This window comes from Bradyrhizobium sp. 155, from assembly GCF_023101105.1.
In the GTDB taxonomy this organism is placed as follows: Bacteria; Pseudomonadota; Alphaproteobacteria; order Rhizobiales; family Xanthobacteraceae; genus Bradyrhizobium; species Bradyrhizobium canariense_D.
This window is the reverse complement of sequence record NZ_CP064704.1, coordinates 1,171,635-1,195,452: the sequence shown is the minus strand read 5'-3', so window position 1 is coordinate 1,195,452 and position 23,818 is coordinate 1,171,635. Positions and strand designations below refer to the sequence as shown.

General features: G+C 64.3%; 21 protein-coding genes, 1 tRNA gene and 2 pseudogenes. 8 read left to right on the top strand and 16 right to left on the bottom strand.

Features of this window, described 5'->3' with window-relative positions; genetic code table 11:
- Positions 1-6 precede the first annotated feature (6 nt).
- A complete protein-coding gene (locus IVA93_RS05860; RefSeq protein WP_247540869.1) occupies positions 7-936 on the bottom strand; it encodes a CobW family GTP-binding protein in 930 nt (309 codons plus the stop codon).
- A gap of 3 nt (positions 937-939) precedes the next feature.
- Positions 940-2,430 (bottom strand): amidohydrolase family protein, encoded by a 1,491-nt coding sequence (locus IVA93_RS05855; protein ID WP_247540867.1) that lies wholly within the window; start codon positions 2,428-2,430, stop codon positions 940-942.
- A gap of 997 nt (positions 2,431-3,427) precedes the next feature.
- Here IVA93_RS05855 and IVA93_RS05850 point away from each other — a divergent pair.
- Complete coding sequence (locus IVA93_RS05850; protein ID WP_039798688.1) at positions 3,428-4,381, top strand: alpha/beta hydrolase; 954 nt, start codon at positions 3,428-3,430, stop codon at positions 4,379-4,381.
- Here the strand turns inward: IVA93_RS05850 and IVA93_RS05845 are convergent.
- The 3 genes from IVA93_RS05845 to IVA93_RS05835 form a co-directional block, all read right to left on the bottom strand.
- Complete coding sequence (locus tag IVA93_RS05845; protein WP_157642890.1) at positions 4,305-5,207, bottom strand: hypothetical protein; 903 nt, start codon at positions 5,205-5,207, stop codon at positions 4,305-4,307. The two genes, IVA93_RS05850 and IVA93_RS05845, sit on opposite strands and share 77 nt — an antisense overlap.
- 109 nt (positions 5,208-5,316) lie before the next feature.
- Positions 5,317-5,391 (bottom strand) — tRNA-Glu (locus IVA93_RS05840).
- Between the two features lie 222 nt (positions 5,392-5,613).
- A complete protein-coding gene (locus IVA93_RS05835; RefSeq protein WP_018453628.1) occupies positions 5,614-5,958 on the bottom strand; it encodes a hypothetical protein in 345 nt (114 codons plus the stop codon).
- Here IVA93_RS05835 and IVA93_RS05830 point away from each other — a divergent pair.
- From IVA93_RS05830 to IVA93_RS05820, 3 genes are all read left to right on the top strand, one after another.
- A complete protein-coding gene (locus IVA93_RS05830; RefSeq protein ID WP_026232566.1) occupies positions 5,957-6,964 on the top strand; it encodes an RluA family pseudouridine synthase in 1,008 nt (335 codons plus the stop codon). The genes IVA93_RS05835 and IVA93_RS05830 overlap by 2 nt on opposite strands.
- Positions 6,965-7,181: 217 nt before the next feature.
- A complete protein-coding gene (gene rpoH, locus IVA93_RS05825; protein ID WP_007596598.1) occupies positions 7,182-8,081 on the top strand; it encodes an RNA polymerase sigma factor RpoH in 900 nt (299 codons plus the stop codon).
- 189 nt (positions 8,082-8,270) lie between these two features.
- Positions 8,271-8,612, top strand: a complete 342-nt coding sequence (locus IVA93_RS05820) for a hypothetical protein (RefSeq protein ID WP_018453625.1) — start codon at positions 8,271-8,273, stop codon at positions 8,610-8,612.
- Between the two features lie 184 nt (positions 8,613-8,796).
- Here IVA93_RS05820 and IVA93_RS05815 read toward each other — a convergent pair whose 3' ends face one another.
- The 4 genes and pseudogenes from IVA93_RS05815 to IVA93_RS05800 all read right to left on the bottom strand — a co-directional run bounded on the left by IVA93_RS05815 (position 8,797) and on the right by IVA93_RS05800 (position 12,282).
- Positions 8,797-9,423 carry a peptidoglycan recognition protein family protein gene (locus IVA93_RS05815; RefSeq protein ID WP_018453624.1) on the bottom strand — a complete coding sequence of 209 codons (627 nt, stop codon included), beginning with the start codon at positions 9,421-9,423 and terminating at the stop codon, positions 8,797-8,799.
- Positions 9,424-9,457: 34 nt separating this feature from the next.
- Positions 9,458-10,669 (bottom strand): GGDEF domain-containing protein, encoded by a 1,212-nt coding sequence (locus tag IVA93_RS05810; protein WP_018453623.1) that lies wholly within the window; start codon positions 10,667-10,669, stop codon positions 9,458-9,460.
- 566 nt (positions 10,670-11,235) lie between these two features.
- Positions 11,236-11,851 (bottom strand): annotated as a pseudogene (locus IVA93_RS05805) (LysE family translocator).
- A gap of 56 nt (positions 11,852-11,907) precedes the next feature.
- On the bottom strand, positions 11,908-12,282 hold the full coding sequence (locus tag IVA93_RS05800) for a response regulator (protein WP_018453620.1): 375 nt from the start codon (positions 12,280-12,282) through the stop codon (positions 11,908-11,910).
- A gap of 130 nt (positions 12,283-12,412) precedes the next feature.
- Between IVA93_RS05800 and IVA93_RS05795 the strand changes: the two genes are divergently transcribed.
- A complete protein-coding gene (locus tag IVA93_RS05795) occupies positions 12,413-13,246 on the top strand; it encodes an SDR family NAD(P)-dependent oxidoreductase (RefSeq protein ID WP_018453619.1) in 834 nt (277 codons plus the stop codon).
- A 195-nt stretch (positions 13,247-13,441) separates the two neighbouring features.
- On the opposite strand, the gene IVA93_RS05790 is transcribed toward IVA93_RS05795, so the two are convergent.
- Positions 13,442-14,248 (bottom strand): lytic murein transglycosylase, encoded by an 807-nt coding sequence (locus IVA93_RS05790; RefSeq protein ID WP_018453618.1) that lies wholly within the window; start codon positions 14,246-14,248, stop codon positions 13,442-13,444.
- A 503-nt stretch (positions 14,249-14,751) separates the two neighbouring features.
- Between IVA93_RS05790 and IVA93_RS05785 the strand changes: the two genes are divergently transcribed.
- A complete protein-coding gene (locus IVA93_RS05785) occupies positions 14,752-14,988 on the top strand; it encodes a hypothetical protein (RefSeq protein WP_007614643.1) in 237 nt (78 codons plus the stop codon).
- An 18-nt stretch (positions 14,989-15,006) separates the two neighbouring features.
- On the opposite strand, the pseudogene IVA93_RS05780 reads toward IVA93_RS05785, so the two are convergent.
- The 3 genes and pseudogenes from IVA93_RS05780 to dnaG all read right to left on the bottom strand — a co-directional run bounded on the left by IVA93_RS05780 (position 15,007) and on the right by dnaG (position 20,133).
- Positions 15,007-15,386 (bottom strand): annotated as a pseudogene (locus IVA93_RS05780) (thiol-disulfide oxidoreductase DCC family protein).
- A 206-nt stretch (positions 15,387-15,592) separates the two neighbouring features.
- The gene (gene rpoD / locus IVA93_RS05775) at positions 15,593-17,743 is read right to left on the bottom strand and encodes an RNA polymerase sigma factor RpoD (protein WP_018453615.1); all 2,151 of its coding nucleotides are present in this window, start codon (positions 17,741-17,743) and stop codon (positions 15,593-15,595) included.
- 377 nt (positions 17,744-18,120) lie between these two features.
- Positions 18,121-20,133, bottom strand: a complete 2,013-nt coding sequence (gene dnaG, locus IVA93_RS05770) for a DNA primase (RefSeq protein ID WP_018453614.1) — start codon at positions 20,131-20,133, stop codon at positions 18,121-18,123.
- Between the two features lie 161 nt (positions 20,134-20,294).
- Here dnaG and IVA93_RS05765 point away from each other — a divergent pair, with 161 nt between their 5' ends.
- Positions 20,295-20,858, top strand: coding sequence for a chlorite dismutase family protein (locus tag IVA93_RS05765; RefSeq protein WP_018453613.1), 564 nt, complete (start codon positions 20,295-20,297; stop codon positions 20,856-20,858).
- Here IVA93_RS05765 and IVA93_RS05760 read toward each other — a convergent pair.
- Both IVA93_RS05760 and IVA93_RS05755 read right to left on the bottom strand, forming a co-directional pair.
- Entirely contained in the window at positions 20,855-21,253 is a 399-nt protein-coding gene (locus tag IVA93_RS05760) for a gamma-glutamylcyclotransferase family protein (protein ID WP_018453612.1), read from the bottom strand. The genes IVA93_RS05765 and IVA93_RS05760 overlap by 4 nt on opposite strands.
- A 45-nt stretch (positions 21,254-21,298) precedes the next feature.
- Complete coding sequence (locus IVA93_RS05755) at positions 21,299-22,210, bottom strand: transglutaminase family protein (protein ID WP_018453611.1); 912 nt, start codon at positions 22,208-22,210, stop codon at positions 21,299-21,301.
- Between the two features lie 91 nt (positions 22,211-22,301).
- Between IVA93_RS05755 and IVA93_RS05750 the strand changes: the two genes are divergently transcribed.
- Complete coding sequence (locus tag IVA93_RS05750) at positions 22,302-23,108, top strand: N-formylglutamate amidohydrolase (protein ID WP_026232564.1); 807 nt, start codon at positions 22,302-22,304, stop codon at positions 23,106-23,108.
- A gap of 11 nt (positions 23,109-23,119) precedes the next feature.
- Here IVA93_RS05750 and IVA93_RS05745 read toward each other — a convergent pair whose 3' ends face one another.
- Positions 23,120-23,740: a LysE family translocator gene (locus IVA93_RS05745; RefSeq protein ID WP_018453609.1), complete on the bottom strand. Its 621-nt coding sequence runs from the start codon at positions 23,738-23,740 to the stop codon at positions 23,120-23,122.
- Positions 23,741-23,818 lie beyond the last annotated feature (78 nt).

The following is a 23,818-nucleotide window of genomic DNA, read 5'->3' as shown; positions in this document are numbered from 1 at the left end:
GCAGCTTCAACGATCCGCAACGCAGGTCTCCATGATCCCGTCGAGCTCCGCCTTCGAGAGCACGCCTAGCTCGACGATGAAGACAATCCGCGCGCACGGCACGCCCGGCGTCGGCGCTTCGCCTGGGGCCAGCGTGGCGCGGCCGGCGGCGAATTGAAACACCATCTGGCGCCCCGGCTGCTCGACGGTCTCGAACAGGCCTTTTGCCCGCGCGAGTTTTGGCGCCAGTCGGCCGATCGCCTGCTGCAGGCGGGCCAGCGAAAGTGGCTGGTTCGAGGTCCAGCTCAGCGTTTCGAAGCGTTGCTCTGCCGGACGTTTCGGTCCGGATTTGCGCGGCGCGGGCGCACGATCGACGGTCGCGGGAAACAGCAGCGCGGACGGAATCTCGCCGTGCTGCGCCTCGACCACCACGGCAGGAACGCGCTGCGCGCGGATGGCCTCGCGGATACGCGCGCCCGCACCCTCATCCGCCAGATCCAGCTTGCTCAGCGCCACGATGTCGGCGACGCGCAGCTGCGAACGGTGCAGCGCGTCGTCGAGAGCGGCCGGCGGTGTCGCCGTGTCCATCACGCAGAGCACCGTTTCCAACGGCGCTTCGCGCAGGATCACGGGATCCATCAAATTGCGGACGATCTCGGCGGGATCGGCGACGCCGCTGGTCTCGATGACGATGTATTCCGGCTTCGGATCACGCCGCAGCAGCGTCGCAAGCGTGCGCAGCAGGTCGCCTTCGAGCGAGCAGCAGATGCAGCCATTGGCGAGGCTGACCACGCCGTCGCTCGCGCCCGCGATCAGCTCGGCATCGATGTTGATCGCACCGAAATCGTTGACCACAGCGGCGATCCGCCGCCCCTCCGCATGCGCCAGCAGATGGTTCACGACAGTGGTCTTGCCGGCCCCCAGAAAGCCCGTCACCAGGAGAATGGGGACCGGCATGTCTCAGCTCCCGACGACGGGACGGCGCACGGGACGGCCGGGCCGCACCGCGACGTCCAGCACACCATCTGTGATTAACGGCTGGCCGCTGACGATCAGATGCCGCACGCCTTCGGAGGGACGGTTCATCGCCGTGAAGGTCGCGCGGTCCGAGAGCTTCTCGTAGTCGAACACGACGATGTCGGCATCGGCATCCTTCGCGAGCCGACCTTTTGCGCGCATCGCGGGCGTGCTCTGCGACAGGATCTCCGCCGGGATCAGCGCGCATTTGCGCACGCCCTCGAGCAGCGACACGGTCTTGCGCTCGCGCACCCATTCGCAGATGAATTTCGTGAAGCAGCCCGCCGAGCGCGGATGCGAGGTGGCGTCATCCGGCAGCGGCCAGGCATCGCCGGTGTAGGTCTTGCCGTCCGACGTCGTCCACGGCATCGCGTCGGAGGCGATCGCGCCGCCGGGATAGAGCACCGACATGTCGAGGAGGTCGCGGTGATGCGCATTGTTCTCGGTGTCGAGGATGTGCCACAGCACCAGCGAGGACGGCTCTTCCGCCTGCGCCTTCAGGAGCTCCTCGCGATCGCTGAAGCGATGGCCGTCGGTGACCCGCTGCACGGAATCGTAACCGGTGCCGTTGCGCTCGACGAATTCGGGGTCGCTGAAGAAGGCGGCCGCCAGCACGGTCGAGCCGGTGCCGTAGGGATAGGCCTCGACCGTGATGGGCAGGGCCTGCGCCTGCGCTTTCGCGATCAGCACGCGGCAGCGCTCGACGTCGGTCTTGCTCGACGAGTTGAAATGGCAGATGTGCATGTGCGCGCCGGTGGCTCCGGCATAGCCGATCAGGCGGATATAGGCTTCCGCCGCGCTCTCGGGATCGATGCGCGACATGTAGGCGACATGGGTGAAGGTCGGCACGTCCTGCGCGGCCGCGAGCTGGCAGACCGCGGTCAGCTCCTGCACGCCGGCGCCCGGCGCATAGGCGTTCAAGATCCCGATGCCGATACCGCCCTCGTTCAGGCCGCGCGAAAGGCGCTCGAGGATGCCGGCAACCTCCGCATCGCTCGCCACGTTGTCCATCCAGCGGCGATCGCGCATGACGTTGCCGAACGCCTCCAGCGAGCTCTCCGCATTGGAGCCCGTCATCGCGCCAATACGCGCGAAAGCCCAATTGGTGGCCGCGCCGTAGTTCAACACGCGCCCCTTCCGCGCCTGGCGCTCATACCAGGACCCGACCGGCAGCACGCCCGCTTCGAGATCGAGCGTCGTCGTGACGCCGTCGAACGCCTGCATGCGATCGGCGGGGAGCGACTGGCCATGCGCGTGCAGGTCGATGAAGCCGGGGGCGACCACTAGCCCCGTCGCGTCGATCGTCCGCTCGGCGCTGCCGAGCGAAGCGCCAACCGCGGCGACCTTGCCGTCCACCACCGCCACATCCCCAATCGCGTCCATTCCGCTGGCGGGATCCACCACCCGGCCGCCAGAGATCACCAAGCCGCTCATGTCAAAATTCCTCCGCGCTGAATTCGCATCAAGGCAGATTCCGGGAGGGACGACCACCTCCACCGATGCTGACGCATCATGCTCGCAAGGAAGGCTCGAAAGGGAGGCTCGAAAGGGAGGTCAGTTTGCATGCGGGTTGCGGACACGCGCTCACAGCCTCGCGGCATGTTTTGCCCGAGCTATGCTTCTCGCTTCACCCCCTCGAAAAGAAAGGGCGCAGGGAAGACCGGGCGCAGGCTGGCACCCATAAAAACCCCCATGCGAACTGATTGCACACGCAATGCATAGGGGAGACACAGGGCAGCCGAGACCAGGCCTTCCCTGCGCGATGGTTTGACGGCCTATGCCGCGCTCTCCCCGGAGACGAGTTCCTTTTTGTCTCCGTCACCCCCGCGAAATGCACGGCACCGCGCCGGTTGACGCGCTGACGCCTTCGCAAAGGCTTGACCGTAGCAACGACGGCCAGGACCACACGGTTTCGCCGTACGCAGGCTGACCCTGCTTCGCCCAAGCTTCGCAGGACATGGCCCTGCTTCGCCAGAGGCTTCGCGAGGTTTGAGCGCCGTCCGTCGATGCGGTTCGTGCCATGCTCACGAGGTTCATCTCGCCCTGCACGCACAAGCCCGCCTTTAACGCCGCCCGCGTCCACCGCCACTCCCAACCCGCGTTCGTGACGACGTACGACCGCCCCTTTTGTGGGCTGGGATGGCCGACACATACGATATTTCCGAATTTCGGTAAACTGGAATATTTTTGCGGAGAGGGATTGACTTGCGTTTGCGCCTGTTTCGCCCGACCCTCGGAGACGACGGACGTCACGACCATACAAGGGACCCGCGAAGCTGCTTCGCCGTCTTCTTGCCCCCATTGTCATTCAGGAAGTTAGATGGGGCGCTACGGTGGACAAAGTTCCCAAAGGTTTCGTGTGATCGCTCGACCTCTTCTGCAACGCGACCCCTGTCATTCTATTTCGCGCCGCGCTCTCCTCGGCGGATTTATGTCGGCGGGGACCGCCCTCGCGCTTGGCGGATGCGCCGGCTTGGGTGCGACCGGGGCGCGTTTCGACGCGTCATCGCTATCCCTTGACCCCACATTGCTCGTCGCTACTACGCGCAAGCCCGTCAACGGTGGTCGCACGAAACCCTGGTTCGGGCCGGAGCGCGCAACCAACATGACGGTCGCGCGGGCGAAGCTGGTAGCGCCGGACGAGAGCCGACTTTCTCTCGCCTCGGTCGGATTTGGCGATTGGCGCCTTGATCGGCTCGAACCGGTATCGGCAGACGTTGGCGATCTGGTTGCGCAGGCCGGCGGAGGAGACGTGCTTATCTATGTGCACGGCTTCAAGCAGACATTCGAGACAGCGATACTGGATGCTGCTCATCTCTCCGATGGGATCAAGTTCCGCGGCCGGACCTTGGCGTTCTCCTGGCCTTCCAAGGCAGGACTGTTCGACTATGCCTATGACCGCGACAGTGCGATGTGGTCCCGCGACGAGTTCGAGCGCGTGCTCTCCGCACTCGTGTCGGCGCCAGGCACCGGCCGCGTGAACATCGTTGCGCACAGCATGGGAACCATGCTGTCGCTCGAAAGCCTGCGTCAGCTCTATGCGCGATACGGCGACACAGTGACGAGCAAGATCGGCGCCGTGGTGTTTGCCGCGCCCGATATCGACATGGACGTGTTCTCGTCAGCGATCCAGCGCATCGGTCCGCTTGCGGGCAAAATCACCGTGATCGCCGCGACGAACGATCGCGCACTGGCGCTGTCGGGACAGATCGCAGGTGGAATGACCAGGGTCGGCGCCGCCGAAAAAGCCGTCATCGCGCGGCTCGGCGTACGCGTGGTCGATGCGTCAGCGGAAGGCTGGGGCATCATCAACCACGATCTGTTTCTATCGAATGCGGAAGTGCAGCGGGTGATCCGCCGCTCGATCGACGGCACGATCGCTTAGGAGAGCGCCTGCGCCAGGTCTCGCTAGAAGCTTGCTCGTGCGCACGAAACGGTTGGGTTTTGCAGTGTCGCACGCGAATGGCGCACCCTGGTTGGTTTATATCGGCTGTGCCGGCAGCCCACATGGTGCGGTAGCTGTTCAATTTTAGATCGGCCGCCTCTGACTCGAACCGGCTTACGGAGGCCGGCGCCCGTTCAGCCAAATGAGCGAACGACTGAGTAACGATCCAGACTTCTTTGTTGTCAACAATGATCAGGCGATCGTGGAGTTGGCGAGGCGATGTTAGGCGCGCCTCTAGCGGCCGATTTTGAAATTGGCTCTGCCAACGCTCGACGGCCGGCTTGAGGGACGCCTTCACATAGAACGGATCGGCGAGAACCTTAAGCAGAACATTTTCCGCCGCGAGCGGTGCAAAATCACGCAACAGCTTCTCGTCAGAATAAGGATCGACAATGAATAACTCAGTCGTCGCTGAGCTGAAAACTCGAGCGATGGCCGCGAGTGCATCAAACGCGTTGCCGGCGGGAATATAGGCCCCTTGTAAGTTAGGAGGCGATTGTGACTCTACACGCGCAAACGCTCGAAAGAGAATGCTAGCCACTTTAGAGACCGCTTGTCCGTGCCTATAGGAGTTCGATTCCCCGATAACCGCATCCATCGCGAGTACGAACCCCGCTGCATCGAGCGACGATCCGGCGGCTTCAACCATAGCCGCGGCTCGACCGAGCCACATTCGCCCTTCCGGGGTATTGGATGCCGAACCGTGAAAGTTCGGCATGGTATCGATCAGGTTGCGTAGTTCGAAAATTACTCGCTCGATTTCCACTCGGCAAAATCCGGCAGGGGATGAACGGAGAACGTACGCTGTCCCACTCTATTCGGGGTGGCACGATGGCTTGAAAAAATCGAAGGAAATCAATGCAAAATTCGAAAAATGGCGCTCCCTAGGGGAATCGAACCCCTGTTTCAGCCTTGAGAGGGCCGCGTCCTAACCGCTAGACGAAGGGAGCGTTGAGGGAGAGGACATAGCCTCGAATTTTGCCGGCGGCAAGCGGGGATCGCGGGGTTTCAAACGCCGCCATCGTCGTCTTGGCGAAGGCCAGGACCCATTACCCCGTATGCGGATGGTTAAGGCATATCTGAACGACGATCTCGTTCGTGCAACCGGATTCGGTGGTTATGGGTCCTGGCCTTCGCCAAGACGACGATGGCGGCGAGTTCCGAGGCCGTACTCACGGCTCATTGGCGAATTTCAGCTTTCCAGCCGGCTTCAACGTGTGGGCATCGAAGGTGCGGATCTCGGTGACGCCGCCGATGTCGAGCGTGATCACGAGCCGGTCGCCGGCGACGCCGCTCGAGACGATTTTGGCGCCCTTCGGGAGAGTCGCGGTGACGTCGCCTGCCGGCTCGGGCGCCCTTCCCTCGGACTTGAAAAGGCGGTAGCCCACCGCGATCAGCACGGCGCAGATTGCCAGCGCCGTGGTCAACCCCGCGATCAGCATCATCCGCCGCACCCGCGCGAACAGCGCGGCCTGCTCGGGGCTCGGTTCGGGAACAACGGTATCAGACGTCGTCATGGAAAATTCTGGCTCTGCGCAAAGGTTGGAGGTTGTCGTCGAAGGCTCCGAGGGCTCGACCCGGCTCGACCGCGTGCTGGCGCTGCACCTTGCCGAGCTATCGCGATCGAGGCTGAAAGCCCTGATTCTGGGGGGCGCGGTGAGCCTCAGGGACGCCGCGATCCGGGACCCCGCTTATCACGTCGCCTCCGGCGATACGATCACAATCGACGTGCCGGAAGCGGCCGCGCCGGAGCCGAAAGGCGAGGATATCGCCCTCGACATCGTGTTCGAGGACGACGACATCGTCGTCCTCAACAAGCCGAAGGGGCTGGTGGTGCATCCCGCGGCGGGCCACGAGACCGGTACGCTGGTCAATGCGCTGATCGCCCATTGCGGCGGCTCGCTCTCCGGCATCGGCGGGGTGCGCCGGCCCGGCATCGTGCACCGGCTGGACAAGGACACCACCGGGTTGATGGTGGTCGCCAAGAACGACCTCGCGCATGCCTCGCTCACCGCGCAATTCGCCGATCACGGCCGTACCGGGCCGATGCGGCGCGGCTACATGGCCTTCGCCTGGGGGCTGCCGGGCCGCCATCGCGGCACCGTGGACGCGCCGATCGACCGTCACCCGCATGCGCGCGAGAAAATGGCGGTGCGCCAAGGCGGCCGCGAGGCCGTGACGCATTGGGAGCTTCTGGAGAGTTTTGCCGGACGCGACGGCAAGCCGATCGCGACGCTGCTCGCCTGCGAACTCGAGACCGGACGCACCCATCAGATCCGCGTCCACCTCGCCCATATCGGCCACCCCCTGATGGGCGACGCCGTCTACGGCCCGCATTTCAAGACCAAGGCGAACCAGCTGGGCCCCGAGTCGCAGGCCGCCCTCGCCGCGCTGGGGCGGCAGGCGCTGCACGCCTACCTGCTGGTATTGGAGCACCCGAGGACTGGAGAATTACTTCACTGGGAGACGCCTCTGCCGGAGGATTTGCTTCTCCTTCAGGGGGCCCTCAAAGCGGCGCTATGACGCAGGCCGCTTCAGAAATGCTTTACATTACAAAAAGTTATAGCTGCCACACGGGGACGTGACGTCAGCAATCCTTCCCTTTTTGCCTTCCGATGGAGTATATTGCGCTTGCGTTGAAGACCAACGCGGAACATCGCAGCACCGATCGGCTTTAACCAAGCGGTCGTCTGCCTGGCCCGCCGCTATCGGGGGCCTGAACCTGTTTGGAGGGCGCACTATGGCCCGTACAGCTACCCTGCCGGTCCTTAATGGCGAATCCGGCCTTTCCCGTTACCTCGGCGAAATCCGCAAGTTTCCGATGCTGGAACCCCAGCAGGAATACATGCTCGCCAAGCGTTGGCGCGAGCACGATGATCGCGACGCCGCGCACCAACTCGTCACCAGCCATCTCCGTCTCGTGGCCAAGATCGCCATGGGCTATCGCGGCTACGGCCTGCCGATCTCCGAGGTCGTCTCGGAAGGCAATGTCGGCCTGATGCAGGCGGTGAAGCGGTTCGAGCCCGAGAAGGGCTTCCGTCTCGCAACCTACGCGATGTGGTGGATCAAGGCGTCGATTCAAGAGTACATCCTGCGTTCGTGGTCGCTCGTGAAGATGGGCACCACCGCGAACCAGAAGAAGCTGTTCTTCAACCTGCGCAAGGCGAAGAGCAAGATTTCCGCTCTGGACGAAGGCGATCTTCGCCCCGACCAGGTGGCCATAATCGCAAAGCGTCTCGGCGTCACGGCTCAGGACGTGGTCGACATGAACCGCCGCCTCGGTGGCGACGCGTCGCTCAACGCTCCGATCCGCGACGACGGCGAAGCCGGCGAATGGCAGGACTGGCTGGTCGACAATTCGCCCAACCAGGAAGCGATGCTGGCCGAGCACGAGGAGTATGATCACCGTCGTGACGCCCTGAACGGCGCCATGGGCGTGCTCAACCCGCGCGAACGCCGCATCTTCGAGGCCCGCCGCCTCGCCGACGAGCCGATGACCCTGGAAGACCTTGCCGCCGAGTTCGGCGTGTCGCGCGAGCGCGTCCGCCAGATCGAGGTCCGCGCCTTCGAGAAGGTGCAGTCTGCGGTCAAGGGCACGATCGCAAAGGCCGAACAGGCCGCGCTGGAAGCCGCGCTCTAAGCGCGAGGTTTTGGCGCCAGAGATTGGCGGATCGACAAGAGACAGAAAGCCGGCGGCGACGCCGGCTTTTTGTTTGCGTGTGAGGCGCAGCATGTTCGCGGGGACGCGGACCAGGCATCTTGAACCCGCGCTGCCGGTTGACCGACCAAAGGGATCGGGCCGACAGCATCAAGAGAACGGACACGCGCCGTGTCGATCATCCTGCAATCCACCGTGGGCGGCTTCTCCGCCCAGTTCATGCGCAAGCTGCCGCTGGTCGAGCAGGCGATGCGCGAGCACGGGCTCGAGCCGTCGGAGTTCGTGATCTCGAAGGACTATGCCTCGACCGCGACGATCCCGCTCATGGGCCCGTTCTTCTTCAATTACAGCGTCTATTTCGGCGAGGAGACATTCACCGTCACCGAGCCGAACGACATGGTGTTCCTGGACTACTTCTTCAAGCGCGTGCTGGCCGCGGACGGCCCGCCGGAACTGCCGCGGCGACCGGGCTTGATCCGGCGGCTGTTCGGGTGGATGTCGGAGCCGGTGTGATTGATCTTCCCCTCTCCCCTTGCGGGAGAGGGTGGCTCGCCGCGATAGCGGCGAGACGGGTGAGGGGTTGTCTCCGCGAGCACGTCTCTCACATCGTCATTCGCGGAGACAACCCCTCATCCGGCGCTTCGCGCCACCTTCTCCCGCAAGGGGAGAAGGGAAGAGCGCATCGTCGGCGCTTCGCTCACTCCTCCCATGTCCGCGCCAGCGTCGCGAGCCAGCAGCCTTCGCAATAGCGGGCATCCTTGTAGTCGATCCAGTTGTGCGCATAGACGTGGTCGAGCGGGATGCCGTAGCGCGCGCGCAGGATTTGGACGAGGATCTTCCACGCCGCGACCTGCGCCGCGGTCGGTCCCGTGGTGACGTCGGGATAGTTGCCGGCGAACTCGACGCCGATCGAATTGTCGCGCACCACCTGGCGGTAGGTCGGTTTGTTGTCGATGTACTTGTTGTCGTTGCGGTTGGCGCCGTCGCCATGGGTCGGCACCAGGTTTTCCGCGACCGCCCAATAGACGGTGCCGTCGGTCTCGACCCACAATGTGACGCCGCGACGCGTGGGATTCTTCGTTTGCATCTCGGCGCCGCCGCGCGCCGAGCCTGCCGGTCCCTCGGTCTGGTGCACGATGATGTTGCGCCAGGCTTTTGCGTTGCCGACATCGCCCCATGGCGCCAGCCACACCATCTTCAGGCCGGGAATGTCGGGCGTGCCGGAGGCGCGCGCGAGCTTTGCGAGCTCGGCGTCGGTCGCAGCGGCAGGTGCGATCAGAATGAGGGCGGCGAGAACGGCCGCGAGCAGGCGAGAGATCATCATGCGGGTCCAATGCGGACCTGACGTTAGCACGCCCTTACGCGAATTTGCGCAAGGCCTCGCCTGAACCGATCGGGTCAGGCATCAGCGGTGGCGCTGGATCGTGGACGGCAAAGTCGTTCTTGCCGTTCTTCTTGGCCGCATAGAGGGCGTGGTCGGCATGCGCGATCAGGCGGTCCGGAAACTGGCCGACGCCGCGGTCCCACTGCGCCACCCCGATCGAGATCGCAATCGGAATGTCGATGCCGGTGCAGCTGACGGCATCCTGGCGGCAGACCTCGAGCACGCGGCGGGCGATCGCAGCCGCCTCGCGCAAGGTCGACGACGGCAGCACGACGCAGAATTCGTCGCCGCCGGTGCGGGCGAGCATGTCGCCGGGCCTCAAGCGCGTCTGCGCCATCAGGGTGAAGTGCTGGAGGCAGGCATCGCCCGCGGCATGGCCATGGGTGTCGTTGATGGTCTTGAAGCCGTCGAGATCGATGACCAGCAGCGAGAACGGCTCGCTGCTGCGCTCCGAGCGGGCGCATTCTTCGCTCAGCCGCTGCAACAGATGCCGCCGGTTGGCGACGCCGGTGAGATCGTCGAGTAGCGCGAGGTCGGCGACCTCGTTGCGCAAGCTGTCCATCGCCATCAGCAGGAAGCCGAAATTGAGCGTCATGGACAGGAACAGGAGACCCAGCACCATGACGCCATGAGCCTGGCCGCCGGCGCTTGCCGAGAAATCGCCGCCGAGCAGATTGCCCACCGTGCGGACGACGAGGATCGCGATAATGGCGAGGATGACGATGCCGGACAGCCGGGCGCCCGGACTGACGCGGCCTTCCGGCGGCGACAGCAACAGACGCAGCGCCAGCACCAGCGGCACGGCCTGACCGAGCGTGTAGCAGAGCATGCGCAGCTGCATGTTGTCGAAGCCGACCAGGAAGAACACGACGCCGGCGAGGCTTAAGCCTGCTGTTGCGATCATGACGCGCCATGAGACCGGCCGGTGATAGAAGCGTTGAATGCCCATGGCGGCAAGGCAGCTCGCCGCGATGACGCCGGCGGCGCCAAGCAGGAGCGGCAATGGAGACGCGACGAACAGGCGCAGCAGGGCCGTCATCGCGCCGGTCGCGCCGATAAAGGACGATGCCATCCAGAACCGCGCGGCCGCGAATTTCGGATAGGTGCGCATCACGTAGGCCCAGATCAGGCCGAGCGCCAGGAAGTTGACGACGAACACGGTCCAGAGTGTCGGCACGTTCAGCATGGCGCACGCGGCGCGCGCAGCGTCGCGCCCTCCGTCCCTGCCAGCTGACCGTCCATGATCCCGTCCCCGTTTTCTTTGGGGGGACAATGCCGCCGCCGCGCTTAACGGAGTCTCACTGCGATCCGCGAAAGCATGACTTTGGTTTTGGATTCATGAACGGCTGGCGCATTGTCGGATCGTTAGGCATGCCGGCGATGCGGATTCGTGAGCTAAAATCACCCGAAAATGCATCTGAGCTGTGGATAACGCGATGACACGGATGTGACAGCGCGGGGCAGAAGCGCGCGAATCTGCTGAGCTTGTCATCGAGGATGTTGCGAGGCTGGCCCTCCGCCGAGCATCCCTCGTGTCGCGTTTCACCATTAACCCTGAAGAGGATCCTATGGCTAAGAAAGCGAAGAAGGCGAAGAAGGCGACGAAGAAGAAGGCCAAGAAGGCAGCGAAGAAGAAGTAGCGAGGCTTCTTATTCTTTGCCCGGGTGGAGCACGCTCCGCCCGGGCGTCGGGTGGGAGTTCTGAGTTGGAAGATGGCGGGCGCAAGGCCCGCTTTTTTGTTGGCTGGAGAAGCTATCGCTCCGCGAACGCCAGCTTGGCGCCGAGCGCGGCGAAGCCGGCGGCAAAACTCCGGCGCAGCCAGGCCATGACACGCGGGCGGGAGATGACGCGCTCGCGCACCGATGCCGCACAGAGGCCGTAGACCACGAACACCGCAAACGTCATCGCCATGAAGGCGCCGCTCAATTCCAGCATTCGCGCCAGCACAGGGGCTTCGTCCGCGGCGATGAACTGCGGCAGGAAAGCCAGGAAGAAGATCGACAGTTTTGGATTGAGGATGTTGATCAGGAAGCCGGTCACGATCACCCGACCGACCGACCGAACGCTCGCGGATCTCGCCGTCGACTGCCAGCGCCCCGGTCTCGCGCAGCGCCTGCCAGGACATGTAGAGCAGATAGGCGACACCGCACCATTTCAGCGCGGCGAAGGCGAGCGCGCTGGTGTGGAGCACGGCGGCGAGCCCCAGCATCGCGGCCGTCATGTGCGGCACGATTCCGAGGGTGCAGCCGAAGGCAGCGGCGATGCTCGCGCGCGAGCCGCGGGTCAGCGCGGCCGCCAGCGTGTAGAGCACGCCGGTGCCGGGCGAGGCGACGACGATCAGCGAGGTGAGCAGGAAGGACAAGGTCATGGACCGACCTTATCACCGCGCCGCGGACCACGAAAGCCGGCCTGCCGGATCGACCCTCAGGACAGCTGCGCGATCTCGGCCTCGCGGAGCACGTCGAGCGGCGCCCATGGCTTGGCCCAGAACTTCGCGCCGTTCGGCAAGGCCTGCATCAAGGGCCGGCCGGAGGTGACGACGACGTCGAGCTTCGGGTTGCGGTCCTTGGCGACATGCGCGAGCTCGACGCCGTTCATGCGGCCGGCAAGCTGAACGTCGGTCATCATCAGGCAGAGCGCGCCGGCGCTCTTCTCCAGCACAAGCTCGGCCGCCTCGGCGCTCTCGCATTGAATGACGTCGTAGCCGCTTTCTTCGAGAAGAAGACTGAGCATCTCCCTCTGCATGAGGTCGTCTTCCACGATCAGTGCGGTGGCTCGAAACGGCTTTGCTTGTCCCATCGGCGGCTCCCAATGCTGCCTGTCTTCATCAAGTAACGTAGGTTAAGGTGGGAACCGCCATGCGGTTCGGTTCCAATATGAAAAAATGTAAATCATAGTTCCGCTCAAGTGGCTCGACGGGGGGATCATCTTGACTGCAATCCGCGGCGCCGCCGCTATCACCGGAGCGGCAAGCGGCATCGGCCGCGCACTGGCGATCGAACTTGCACGGCGCGGCTGCGATCTCGCGCTCGCCGATCCCGACGAGCCCGGGCTGAAGACGCTCGCGGCCGAGATCGGCGCCGCAAGCAAGCTCAGCTTGCATCGCGTCGATGTCAGCGAGCCCGACGACATCGCGCAATTCGCGCGTGAGGCGGCCACCGCGCATCCCGCACTTGGCATCGTCATCAACAATGCCGGCGTTGCACTGATGGGATCGTTCGAGGAGATCGACCAGGCGCAGATGGACTGGCTGTTCGACATCAATTTCTGGGGCGTGGTGCACGGCACGCGCGCCTTCCTGCCGCATCTGAGGACGAGGCCAGAGGCGCACATCGTCAATTTGTCCTCGATCTTCGGCATCATCGCCCCGCCGGGACAGTCGGCCTATGCCGCGGCGAAATTCGCGGTGCGCGGCTTTTCCGAGAGCGTGCGGCATGAGCTGGCCATGGCGGGCAGCCCTGTCAGGCTGTCGGTCGTGCATCCTGGCGGCGTCGCCACCGCCATCGCCCGCAACTCGCGCACCGGGGTCGGCGTCACCGACAACGCACGCCGGTCGCAATCGATCGAGCGGTTCGAGAACGCGGCAAGGACCACGCCCCGAGACGCCGCGCTGCGCATCATCAAGGGCATCGAGAGAAACGAGCCGCGCATCCTGATCGGCAACGACGCCCGCTTCATGGATCTCCTGCAGCGCTTCCGCCCGGCAACGTACTGGGCGCCGTTGCAGCGCAAGCTGGAGAGGATGGCGAAGGGGACGGAGTGAGGGGCGCCGTCGAATTAAACCGTCGTCCTGGCGAGCGTTCACGGACCTCTCCGTTGTCATTCCCCGCGAAGGCGGGGAATCCAGTACGCCGCAGCCTCTCCGTATTCTCGCGCGGTCTCTGGAATACTGGATCGCCCGCCTTCGCGGGCGATGACACCAAGTATGTGCGCGAGTGCTCCGTCTCTTTGGCTCCCCTCACTGCCCCGCCAGCCGATCGGCAAAATACCCGATCGTCTTGCGATAGATCACCGCCCTGTTCCATTCGCGCATGGCCTCGAAATTGGCGGTGCCTTCGCTGTAGGGCTGGCCCATCTTGAAGCCGCTGGTGTGGAGCAGGTTCGCGGTCGAGGCGAGCACGTCGGGGACGCTGTGGCGGAGATCGACGTGGCCGTCGCCGTCGAAATCGACGCCGTACTTGATGTAGGAGGAGGGCAGGAACTGGGTCTGGCCGATCTCGCCGGCATAGGCGCCGATCAGGTCGCGCAGCGGCAGGTCACCGCGCTGCACGATCTTCAGCGCCGCGAGGAGCTCGCCCTGGAATAGCTCGGTGCGGCGGCAGTCATGCGCGAGCGTCGCCAGCGTGCGGACCACCGGCAGCTTGCCGATGTCGCCCTTGCCGAAATCGCTCTCCAGCCCCCAGATCGCAACCAGGATATAGCGGGGCACGCCGAACTGCTGCTCGATGCGTGAGAGCAGCGCGGCATGGCGCTGCAACAGCGCCTTGCCGCCATTGATGCGGCCGGGGCCGACGCGGGTCGAGACATACTGCTCGAAGCTCTTGTTGAAGGTGTAGCGCTGGCGCCGGTCGAAGGCGAGCACCGCGCCGTCCTGCTGCACGCCGCTGAGCGCCGCGCTGGTCACGCTCGCCGAGACGCCGGCGGCCTGCGCTTCCGAGGCCATGCTGGCGACAAAGCTGTTGAAGTCGCCGCCGCAGCGCGCGGCTTGCGCCGATCCGCCGGCCAGACAGGCGATGAAGGCGATGGCCAAGGCGTATTTCGACATTCGGATGAATCCTACAGGGAATGGGCGGGAGAGCGGCGCGCGATCATGCCCGGGAACCAGATTCGCGTCAAAGCGGCAAATCCTCACCAGAACCAATCGCATCCTGGCTCGACGAATGAAGTCCGATGTCGCGACCACTGCATATCTCATGCGCTCGCTGCGGCATCGCAGCGCCAACGATTTGCCTTGCCACGGCATGGCGCCGATATAATATTCTATTCTAGGTTGTCGCCCCGCCAGCCCCGGGCGACGCTGAAGACCAAAATAAACGGCGGGCTTCGCGGCCCGCCGTTTGTTGAGGCAAGGGTGAGGCAAGGATCTCCTAAGGAGCGCATCGGGTTTTACGAAGCGTTGGACGCTTCCGCCCGACATCGAGGCGCCTCGTAAATGGGTTCGTCGATCGATCGCGCAGCTGGTTCTGCCGCTGCAGGGCCCCGCGCCCAGCCACCGGAAACCTGCCAAAGTCATTTGACTATGGCCCCCTGATCGACGAAAAGCCGGCCATGGCCAAAAAACCCGGAACCAATCCCAAGGGCGAATTCGCCTTTTTCAACGTCTTCTATGAAGACGGCTCACAACGCTCCAACCGGCGCGTGCCCGCCGAATTGCTCGGCGGCCTCGACGGCGACGAGCCGGCCCGCGCCTATATCATGGAGCAGGACCGCGAGATCGCCGAAAAATCCGGCCGCCCGGCGCTTGAGATCAAGAACCTCGAGCGGGTCGGCGCGAAGAAGAAATAGGTCGACCCAGGCAGGCGCTCACCAGCGCCCGCTCCGCCTGTTCCAGGCAAACAGCAGATCGGCAAACCGATCATAGAAGAACCGGGTGAACGGCAGCGCCACGCGATTGCCGAACAACCCCGCAAGCCACCCCTCCCCCGGGGTCAGCGTCCACAGCGCAATCGCGACATCCGCACCGACGATGAGTTGGCCGGCCTCGTCGGTGGCATGCAGGCGGCGCCTGATGTCGTCGAGTGTGGCGCCAAAGCGCGCCAGCGCATCGGGTTGCTCGTTGATATCCCTGAATTCGATTGTGCCCGCGCGACCAACGCCAACAGCTTGTTGCGCTGCCAGCCGATGCCGGCATCGCAGACGGGGCAGCGGGTGTTGTACCAGACGGTGAGGTGAGCCGGCATCATCGAAGCATAGATGTCGATCCTTGCGACGTCGAGGCTGGAGCCATCCACCCGGAATTCCAGAATCGATGCGCCTCTCTCGTCGGGTGTATATTCGATTGGAAAAGCATGAGCCTCTTTGGGCTGAACGCTGTCGAACTAGGCGTGAACGAAACCGGCGGGCTTTCGCCCGCCGTTCTTGTTTCAACAGCCAAGTGGCGGCGTTTGAACTAGTTATCCAGGAACGACCGCAGCTTCCGCGACCTTGACGGGTGCTTCAGCTTGCGCAGCGCCTTCGCTTCGATCTGACGAATACGCTCTCTCGTCACCGAGAACTGCTGGCCGACTTCTTCCAGCGTATGGTCGGTGTTCATGCCGATGCCGAAGCGCATGCGCAGCACGCGCTCTTCGCGCGGGGTGAGCGAGGCCAGCACGCGCGTGGTGGTTTCGCGCAGGTTCGACTGGATCGCGGCGTCGATCGGCAGGATCGCGTTCTTGTCCTCGATGAAATCGCCGAGGTGTGAATCCTCTTCGTCACCGACGGGCGTCTCCAGCGACAACGGCTCCTTGGCGATCTTGAGGACTTTTCGCACTTTCTCCAGCGGCATGCCGAGCTTTTCGGCCAATTCCTCAGGAGTGGGCTCGCGGCCGATCTCGTTGAGCATCTGCCGCGAGGTGCGCACGATCTTGTTGATCGTCTCGATCATGTGCACGGGGATGCGGATGGTGCGCGCCTGGTCGGCGATCGAGCGGGTGATCGCCTGCCGGATCCACCACGTGGCGTAGGTCGAGAACTTGTAGCCGCGGCGATACTCGAACTTGTCGACCGCCTTCATCAGACCGATGTTGCCTTCCTGGATCAGGTCGAGGAACTGCAGGCCGCGGTTGGTGTATTTCTTGGCGATCGAGATCACGAGACGGAGGTTGGCTTCCACCATCTCCTTCTTGGCCTGGCGGGCTTCGCGCTCGCCCTTCTGCACCGAGTGCACGATCTTGCGGAACTCGATGATCTCCAGGCCGGTCAGCGCAGCTAACTGATGCACCTCGTGGCGGAGGTCCTTGATGCGGTCCTTCTCGTGATGGACGAAGTTCTTCCAGCCCTTGGCCGACAGCTTCGAGACACGGTTGAGCCAGCGCGGATCGAGCTCCGAGCCGGTGTAGTTGCGCAGGAAGTCTTCGCGCGCGACGCCATGGCTGTCGGCAAGGCGCATCAGGCGGCCCTCATGGGAGACGAGGCGCTTGTTGATGTCGTAGAGCTGCTCGACGAGACTGTCGATACGCGCCTGGTTCAGGCGCAGCGACTTCACCTCGACGATGATCTCGTCCTTGAGCTTGCGGTATTTGCGCTCCTGGTGCGGCGAGAGCGAGGGCCCGTGCGAGGTGCTCTCGAGCTGGTTCTGGATGTCCTGCTCTTGCAGCTTGCGCAGCTTCTTGTAGCTGTCGGCGATCTTGTCGAAGATCTCGACGACCTTCGGCTTGAGCTCGGCCTCGATCGCCGCAAGCGACATCTGGTTCTCGAACTCGTCGTCCTCGTCCATGTCGGCTTCGGCGGCGGATTCCGCCGGATCCTTCGCGGCGTCGCCGGCATTGCCGGGCGCAGGCGCGGCGCGGAACGGGGTCGGCGCCGGCGGTGCGGCCGGCGGCGCGACATGCGCGGGCGCGGCGCCGGTGGCCTGGCCGCCTTCGGCCGTCGCTTCACCGGTCTCGCCGTTCGGACCGGCGATCATCGCATTGTTCATGCCGGCCTTGGCATCGGGCCCGGCATAGGTGGCTTCGAGATCGATGATGTCACGAAGGAAGATTTTTCCTTCGTTGAGCTCGTCGCGCCAGATGATGATGGCCTGGAAGGTCAGCGGGCTTTCGCACAGCCCTGCGATCATCGCCTCGCGGCCGGCCTCGATGCGCTTCGCAATCGCGATTTCGCCTTCGCGCGACAGCAGCTCGACGGTGCCCATCTCGCGCAGATACATGCGCACGGGATCATCGGTGCGCTCGCCCGGCTCGCTCTTCTTGACCTCGGTGACGGCCTTCTGGGTGACTTCGACCAGTTCGTTGTCGGTCTCGTCCTCGCCGCTCTCGTCCTTGTCCTCCTCGCCTTCGCTATCGTCGGCTTCGGTGACGTTGATGCCCATGTCCGAGAGCATGGACATGATGTCCTCGATCTGCTCGGGAGAGGTCTGGTCGGACGGCAAAACTTCGTTGAGCTGATCGAAGGTCACGAAGCCGCGCTTCTTGGCCTGCTTGATCATCTTCTTCACGGCCGCGTCGGACAGATCGAGCAACGGCGAGGGCGCGTCCTGGGAGTCCTTCTCCGGCGCGTCCGCTGCCTTGTCGTCTTTTTCCTTGTCCTTCGCCTGCAGCGTCTTTGCCTTGGTGGCCATCCATTGCTCCTAAACGCGTTTCACACAGACGTTCGCCGCGCCCGCGTGAAATCACTTGAACCTGTTGCTCGATGCTCTCGCTTCGTCAGATCTCGACACGGAAAGGGCGGCGCGGACCTCTTGTCGCCACCCCCGACCTTTCACTCGCCGGATTTGCCTAACGCTTCGTAGAGCCTCTTTGTCGCAGCGGATGCAGGTGTAGTGCCAACAGCAATTGCGCGGATTCATTCCTGACGCGTCTGTTCTGCCTGCGGCCGCCTGGTGGCCAAAGTGCTACAAGACCGTTAAGCCTCGATTAACCCTGTTTTTGCCGCCAAACCTCGGATTTGGCGAGTCTTTTAGCGGTTCCGGTCCCGGCCGTCCGCATGATTCTTTCATCACACGCTCTTCTGGAACCGGCCCGACAGCTCGCCAAAACCCTCGATCAGGGCCTCGGTGCCGTCGACTTCGCCTATCCGAGCCTTGACGTCGCGCAGCCACGCCATGTTGGCCTCGCTGGGATCTTCCCCCAAGGCCAGCTCGGCGTCTTTCAGCTCTCTAAGTAGTGAATGGTACTGCCGATGCAAGGCGACCAGCTGATGCCAGGTGGAGAGAACGTCGTCCCGTGCGGCGCCCTCGCGGGCGCCCCACACCGCCGCGGTCGTGATGCCGCCCTCAACCCTTTGAAGGGCCTGAGAAAATCCACCCTTCTCGAGGTCGCTGCGCATCTTCTCGGCGAGCTCGCCGGGGTCCGGCGAATGGTGATGGTCGTTGGCGAAGGCGGCGATGATGCCGGCCCGGAGCTTATGGACCTCGGGATGGGCCAGCTCCAGGGCCGCGACTTCCTCGAGATGATCGTGGAGGAGCCAGGGGTGGTTGATCAGGATTTGCAGGATCAGGGCCTCCCGGCGGGAGATGGCGCTGCGTTGGCCGCGCATGATCGGGCTTGCCGCCAGCTGCGCGCTCGCCGCCTGATAGGGCCCGGAGGGCAGCTGGATCGGGCCGGGCGGGCCGCGGCGGCCACCAAATCCCTGACCGCCGAATCGATTCGCGCCTCCCCCACCGCGGGGCTGGAACTGGCGACCGCCGGGCCCGGGGCGGAAATTGCCACGGCCGGCGCCAAAGCCGCCGCGCCCGCCTTCGGGGGCAAAGGCACGCTGGAGCCGCTCGGCAAGATCCTGCCGATAATAGCGCCGCACCACCTCGTCGCGGATGCCGTTGGAGAGCTCCTTGATGCGCGCCTCCAGCGCGGCGCGGCGCTCGGGAGTGGCGAAATTGCCGCCTTCGAGCTCGCGCGACCAGATCATCTCGGCGAGCGGACGCGCCGCCGCGATCACCTCCTCGATCGCGCCGCGACCGCCGGAGCGCACGAGGTCGTCGGGGTCCTGCCCTTCCGGCAGCAGGGCGAAGCGCAGACTCTTGCCGGGCGCGAGGAAGGGTAAGGCGAGATCCGCGGCACGATAAGCGGCTTTCTGGCCGGCGCGGTCGCCGTCGAAGCAGAGGATCGGCTCGTCCGCCATTTTCCAGAGCAGCGCGAGCTGGTTTTCAGTGAGCGCGGTGCCGAGTGGCGCCACGCTGCCGGCAAAGCCCGCGGTGACCATGGCGATGACGTCGACATAGCCTTCGACCACGATGAGGGGGCTGCCGTCATGGGTGGCTTTGCGCGCGGTCTGGTGGTTGTACAGATTGTCGCCCTTGTGGAAGAGCGGCGTCTCCGGCGAGTTCAGGTACTTGGCCGGAACGTCCTTCTCCAGCGCGCGCCCGCCGAAGGCGATGACGCGGCCGCGCAGATCCGTGATCGGAAACATCACGCGATCGCGGAAGCGATCATAGGGCACCGGGATGTCGTTGCCGGCCACCAGCATGCCGGTTTCGACCATGTCGTCGACGGAGACGCCGAGCTTGCCGAGATGCTCTTTCAGCGCAAAGCGATCAGGTGGCGCATAGCCCAGCCGAAACTGCAATTGCGTCGCCGGCGAGATCGCGCGGTCGGCGAGATAGCCGCGCGCCTTGGCGCCGACGCGAGAGGCCAGCGTCTCGGCAAAGAACTTGGCGGCGAGATCCATGACGTCATGCAGCGAGCGGCGCCGCTGCTCCTGACGCGCCGCATCCGGCGTCACCGCTGGCAGCGGCAGGCCCGCCATATTGGCGAGCCGCTCCACGGCCTCCGCGAACGGCAGGCCGTCGGTCTCCATCATGAAGCTGATGATGTCGCCGTGCTTGCCGGAGGAGAAGTCGTGGTAAAAGCCCTTCTGGTCGTTGACGTAGAAGGACGGCGTCTTTTCCTGCTGGAACGGCGACAGCCCCTTCCACTCTCGCCCCGCCTTCTTCAGTTTGACGCGCTTGCCCACGACTTCGGAGACCGAAAGCCGGGCCCGAAGCTCGTCGAGGAATTGGGGCGTGAAGCGCATCAGGTTGATTTCTGGGGTGAGTCGGGCGTTTTGCCAACGAATAGGCATATAAGGATGCCCCCGGGAAATACGATGCACTTAGGGCTTCTCCCGGCTATTCACAGGTCGAAGATTCGACGGAAAGCTTGAACCCGCCCCGGTTCCACGCTTCCATGGGGGCCATGTTCAGGACCTTCCGAGGCGGCCAGAGCGGGGGTTGGCGCATCACCTCGATTTCGCCGGTGACGGGCGAGCCCCTCGCCTTCATGCCAACGCTGTCGGTCACCGACAGCGAGGCCATCGCGTTGCCGCTGGTGCCCTCGCGCAATGCCTGGCGCCTGGTCGGTGTCGCGAGCAGCTTGCGCTACACCGAGCGCCCGGAGAAGCAGCAGCTCACTGCCGTGCAGGCCGGCCTCGGCCGGCTGGAAGCAACCAGTGGGGCGCTGATCCCGATCCGCAAGTCGCAGGCCTGGTGGGATCTGACCCAGGAAGAGCGCCGCAGGATCTTCGAGGACAAGTCGCATCACATCGCGAACAGCCTGCGCTTCCTGCCTGCGATTGCGCGGCAGCTCTATCATTGCCGCGACCTCGGCGGGCCCTTCGACTTCCTGACCTGGTTCGAATTCGCGCCTGCGCACGCCTCGCTGTTCGAGGAGCTGGTCGCGATGCTCAGGCGAACCGAGGAGTGGAGCTATGTCGAGCGCGAGGTCGACGTGCGCGCAGTGAAGGAAGTGCTGTCGGGCTAGAGCCCAAGAAAGCGGCCGGATTCGATGCGCGGCAGATCGGTGACGGGCCAGTTGTAGATGTAAGTCCAGGCCGGTGCCGTCACCCCGTCTGCACCTGTCACGTCGACCAGCTGGCGCAGATATTCGGTCGGCTCCGGAAAGCCCTCGCCGCAGGCCTCGTACATGTCGAGCTCGCGCAAGAGTTCGTCGGGCACGCGCAGGTGAAAGAGTTCGCCGTGGACGCGGTCGGACGGCACATCGGAGAGCAGCAGCCCCGGATAATGCTTCACCAGAACGAGCCGGCCGCGGCAGGTCGCTTCACCCAGAAAATCCGCGTGGCCCGCAAGCAACCGCGCCATCGGATGGTCGAAGCCGCGCATCAGCGTGCCGTAGACGAAGAGACGATTGGAGGTCATGGCCTTCTATAACCATCAATCGGCAGCGTGCAAATCGCAGCGGATCTACAAAACCTCCGCCTCGAGTGTCTCGCCGCTGCATTGCTCGTCCGACACCACCCTGATGGTCACGTCCATGGCGTCGAACGCGCCGGCAGGGCCGATATAGACGCCGTGCAGCGGGATTGCCTGGCGCGGATCGCGGGCGACCGCGACGCGGATGAGGTCGCGGGTGCCGACGATGCCGTTGGTCGGATCGAACTCGATCCAGCCCGCGCTGGGCAGGTAGACCTGGACCCAGGCATGCGTCGAACCGCCGCCGACATGGCGCTGCTCGATATCCTCCGGCAGGAAGATGTAGCCGGAGACGAATCGTGCGGCGATGCCGAGATGACGCAGCGCCTCGATCATGAACAGCGCGTAGTCGCGGCAGGTTCCGCTACCGGACTGCAAGGTGTCGAGCGGATGCTGCGTGCCCAGCTCGTGGCGCTTGCGGTACTTGAACCGCTCGCGGATACCGTGGGTCATGCCGCTCAGGATCTTGAAGGTCGGCGTCGGCGCGTCCTCGTCGAGAAAGCCGCGCGCCCATTCCGCGATCTCGCCATCGGGATCGGTATATTGCGGCGTGATGTAGTGGACGAGGTCGGGAAACTCCTCATCGTCATACGCGAAAGGATAGAAATAGGCCGAGTCGTCCGGCGTCAGCGCGAACTCCTCGACCGGATTGTGCTCGACGGTGACGTGCCAGTCGAAGATCAGCGCGTCCGCGCGCTCGTCGAAATTCGCGATCGCGACGGAATTGCCGAACACGTCGTGGATCCAGTGCAGCGACATCGGCTCGGGCGATATCTCGAGCCTGGAGTCGAGCACGCGCAGATCATGCCCGTCGCGCGGCCGCAGCATGATCCTGTGTTCGCCGAACGCCACGGGGCGGGTGTAGCGATATTCGGTCTTGTGATGAATCGTCAGCAACGGCATCGTCAGGCAATCATGGTGATGTCGGGCGGACCAATCTATAGCAATCCCGCCCGATTCTTCGGGGTGACTGCTGTTTCATTAGGCAATCAGGATGGCTTTAGACACAATCGGGGCGACCAATCAACTCCTCAGCGAGGGTGACGTCCCCCCGGTGCACGAGGTGAATGCGCAAGGGACATCGCCTTTTTTGCTCACCTCGGACCACTACGGACGGGTCCTGCCGGCTGCGCTTGGCGATCTTGGCGTCGCCGAGAACGAGCTGACGCGGCATATCGCCTGGGACATCGGCATTGGGGGTGTCGCCGACCGGCTGGCAGAGATGCTGGGCGCACATCTGATCGCCCAGCGCTATTCGCGGCTGGTGATCGACTGCAACCGCCCGCCCGCCGCCGTGAGCTCGATTCCCCTGATTTCCGAAGCAACCGCGATCCCGCGCAACGAGGGAATTTCGGAGCAGGAGCGCAAAGCGCGCCGCCGCGAGATTTTCGAGCCCTATCACCGGCATATCCATGCCGCGATCGACCGCCGCGTGCACGACAAGCGGCCGACGGTGCTGGTGTCGCTGCACAGCTTCACCCCCGTTTACGCCGGCGTCGCGCGTCCCTGGCACATCGGCGCGCTCTACAATCGCGACACCGTGCTGCCGCAGCTGCTGCTCAGGCATCTCCGCAGCGAGGGCGATCTCGTCGTGGGCGACAACGAGCCCTATGCGGTGAACGACCTCACCGACTACACCATCCCCGTGCACGGCGAAGCTCGCGGCCTCGTCAATACCGGCATCGAGATCCGCCAGGATCTGATCGCCGACCAGTCTGGCCAGCAACAATGGGCCGAGCGGCTGGCGCGGATTTTTGCAGAGATCGAGGTTGAGCTGCGGGCGGAAAGGCTGGTCGATTAGCCCGACGGCGGTTATTTCGCCCTGGTCAGCGCCAGCCAGATGCCGCCGCCGATCATGAAGCCGCCGGAGATGCGCGACATCATGCGGGTGCGGCGAGCCGAGAAGAACTTCCGGGCCCGCCCCGCGGCGATGGCGTAGAGCGCGTCCGTCATCACCGCAGTGACCATGAAGGTGGCTCCCAGCAGCGCGACCTGCGGGAAGTGGTCGCGGTTCATGTCCATGAACTGCGGGATGAAGGCGCCGAAGAACACCAGCACCTTCGGGTTCGACAGCAGCACCAGGAAACCTTGCAGGAAGAATCCGCCGCGCGGCGGCGCCGGCGGCTCATCCACATTGACGCCCTCGACCGGCGCCCAGATCAGCTTGATGCCGAGCCAGACCAGATAGGCGGCGCCGGCAAAGCGCACCCAGTCGAACCAATACCCCATGGTCGCCATCAGCGAGGTCAGTCCGACCGCGACGATGCCGATGACGATGGCGAGGCCGGCCTGCGCACCGGCCACATTGGTCAGCGCCGCGCGCGTGCCGTGGCGCAGCGCGTTGGCGATGACGAGGGTGACGATCGGCCCCGGCAACAGCGCGAGCGCGATGCAGGCGGCAAGGAAGGCGAGATAGGCTTGCAGAGACATCATGGGGAGGACTCGCTGGGAGCGGTTTGCGGCATTAATGCATGGCGAGGGCGGGAACGGAAGTCACGACCTTGCCCTTGA

Excerpts from the sequence above, each read along its gene's own strand:
- IVA93_RS05860 (WP_247540869.1), bottom strand. The coding sequence starts at position 936 with ATGCCGGTCCCCATTCTCCTGGTGACGGGCTTTCTGGGGGCCGGCAAG.
- IVA93_RS05855 (WP_247540867.1), bottom strand. The coding sequence starts at position 2,430 with ATGAGCGGCTTGGTGATCTCTGGCGGCCGGGTGGTGGATCCCGCCAGC.
- IVA93_RS05850 (WP_039798688.1), top strand. The coding sequence starts at position 3,428 with ATGTCGGCGGGGACCGCCCTCGCGCTTGGCGGATGCGCCGGCTTGGGT.
- IVA93_RS05830 (WP_026232566.1), top strand. The coding sequence starts at position 5,957 with ATGGAAAATTCTGGCTCTGCGCAAAGGTTGGAGGTTGTCGTCGAAGGC.
- IVA93_RS05835 (WP_018453628.1), bottom strand. The coding sequence starts at position 5,958 with ATGACGACGTCTGATACCGTTGTTCCCGAACCGAGCCCCGAGCAGGCC.
- rpoH (WP_007596598.1), top strand. The coding sequence starts at position 7,182 with ATGGCCCGTACAGCTACCCTGCCGGTCCTTAATGGCGAATCCGGCCTT.
- IVA93_RS05815 (WP_018453624.1), bottom strand. The coding sequence starts at position 9,423 with ATGATGATCTCTCGCCTGCTCGCGGCCGTTCTCGCCGCCCTCATTCTG.
- IVA93_RS05810 (WP_018453623.1), bottom strand. The coding sequence starts at position 10,669 with ATGCTGAACGTGCCGACACTCTGGACCGTGTTCGTCGTCAACTTCCTG.
- IVA93_RS05800 (WP_018453620.1), bottom strand. The coding sequence starts at position 12,282 with ATGGGACAAGCAAAGCCGTTTCGAGCCACCGCACTGATCGTGGAAGAC.
- IVA93_RS05790 (WP_018453618.1), bottom strand. The coding sequence starts at position 14,248 with ATGTCGAAATACGCCTTGGCCATCGCCTTCATCGCCTGTCTGGCCGGC.
- IVA93_RS05785 (WP_007614643.1), top strand. The coding sequence starts at position 14,752 with ATGGCCAAAAAACCCGGAACCAATCCCAAGGGCGAATTCGCCTTTTTC.
- rpoD (WP_018453615.1), bottom strand. The coding sequence starts at position 17,743 with ATGGCCACCAAGGCAAAGACGCTGCAGGCGAAGGACAAGGAAAAAGAC.
- dnaG (WP_018453614.1), bottom strand. The coding sequence starts at position 20,133 with ATGCGCTTCACGCCCCAATTCCTCGACGAGCTTCGGGCCCGGCTTTCG.
- IVA93_RS05765 (WP_018453613.1), top strand. The coding sequence starts at position 20,295 with ATGTTCAGGACCTTCCGAGGCGGCCAGAGCGGGGGTTGGCGCATCACC.
- IVA93_RS05760 (WP_018453612.1), bottom strand. The coding sequence starts at position 21,253 with ATGACCTCCAATCGTCTCTTCGTCTACGGCACGCTGATGCGCGGCTTC.
- IVA93_RS05755 (WP_018453611.1), bottom strand. The coding sequence starts at position 22,210 with ATGCCGTTGCTGACGATTCATCACAAGACCGAATATCGCTACACCCGC.
- IVA93_RS05750 (WP_026232564.1), top strand. The coding sequence starts at position 22,302 with ATGGCTTTAGACACAATCGGGGCGACCAATCAACTCCTCAGCGAGGGT.
- IVA93_RS05745 (WP_018453609.1), bottom strand. The coding sequence starts at position 23,740 with ATGATGTCTCTGCAAGCCTATCTCGCCTTCCTTGCCGCCTGCATCGCG.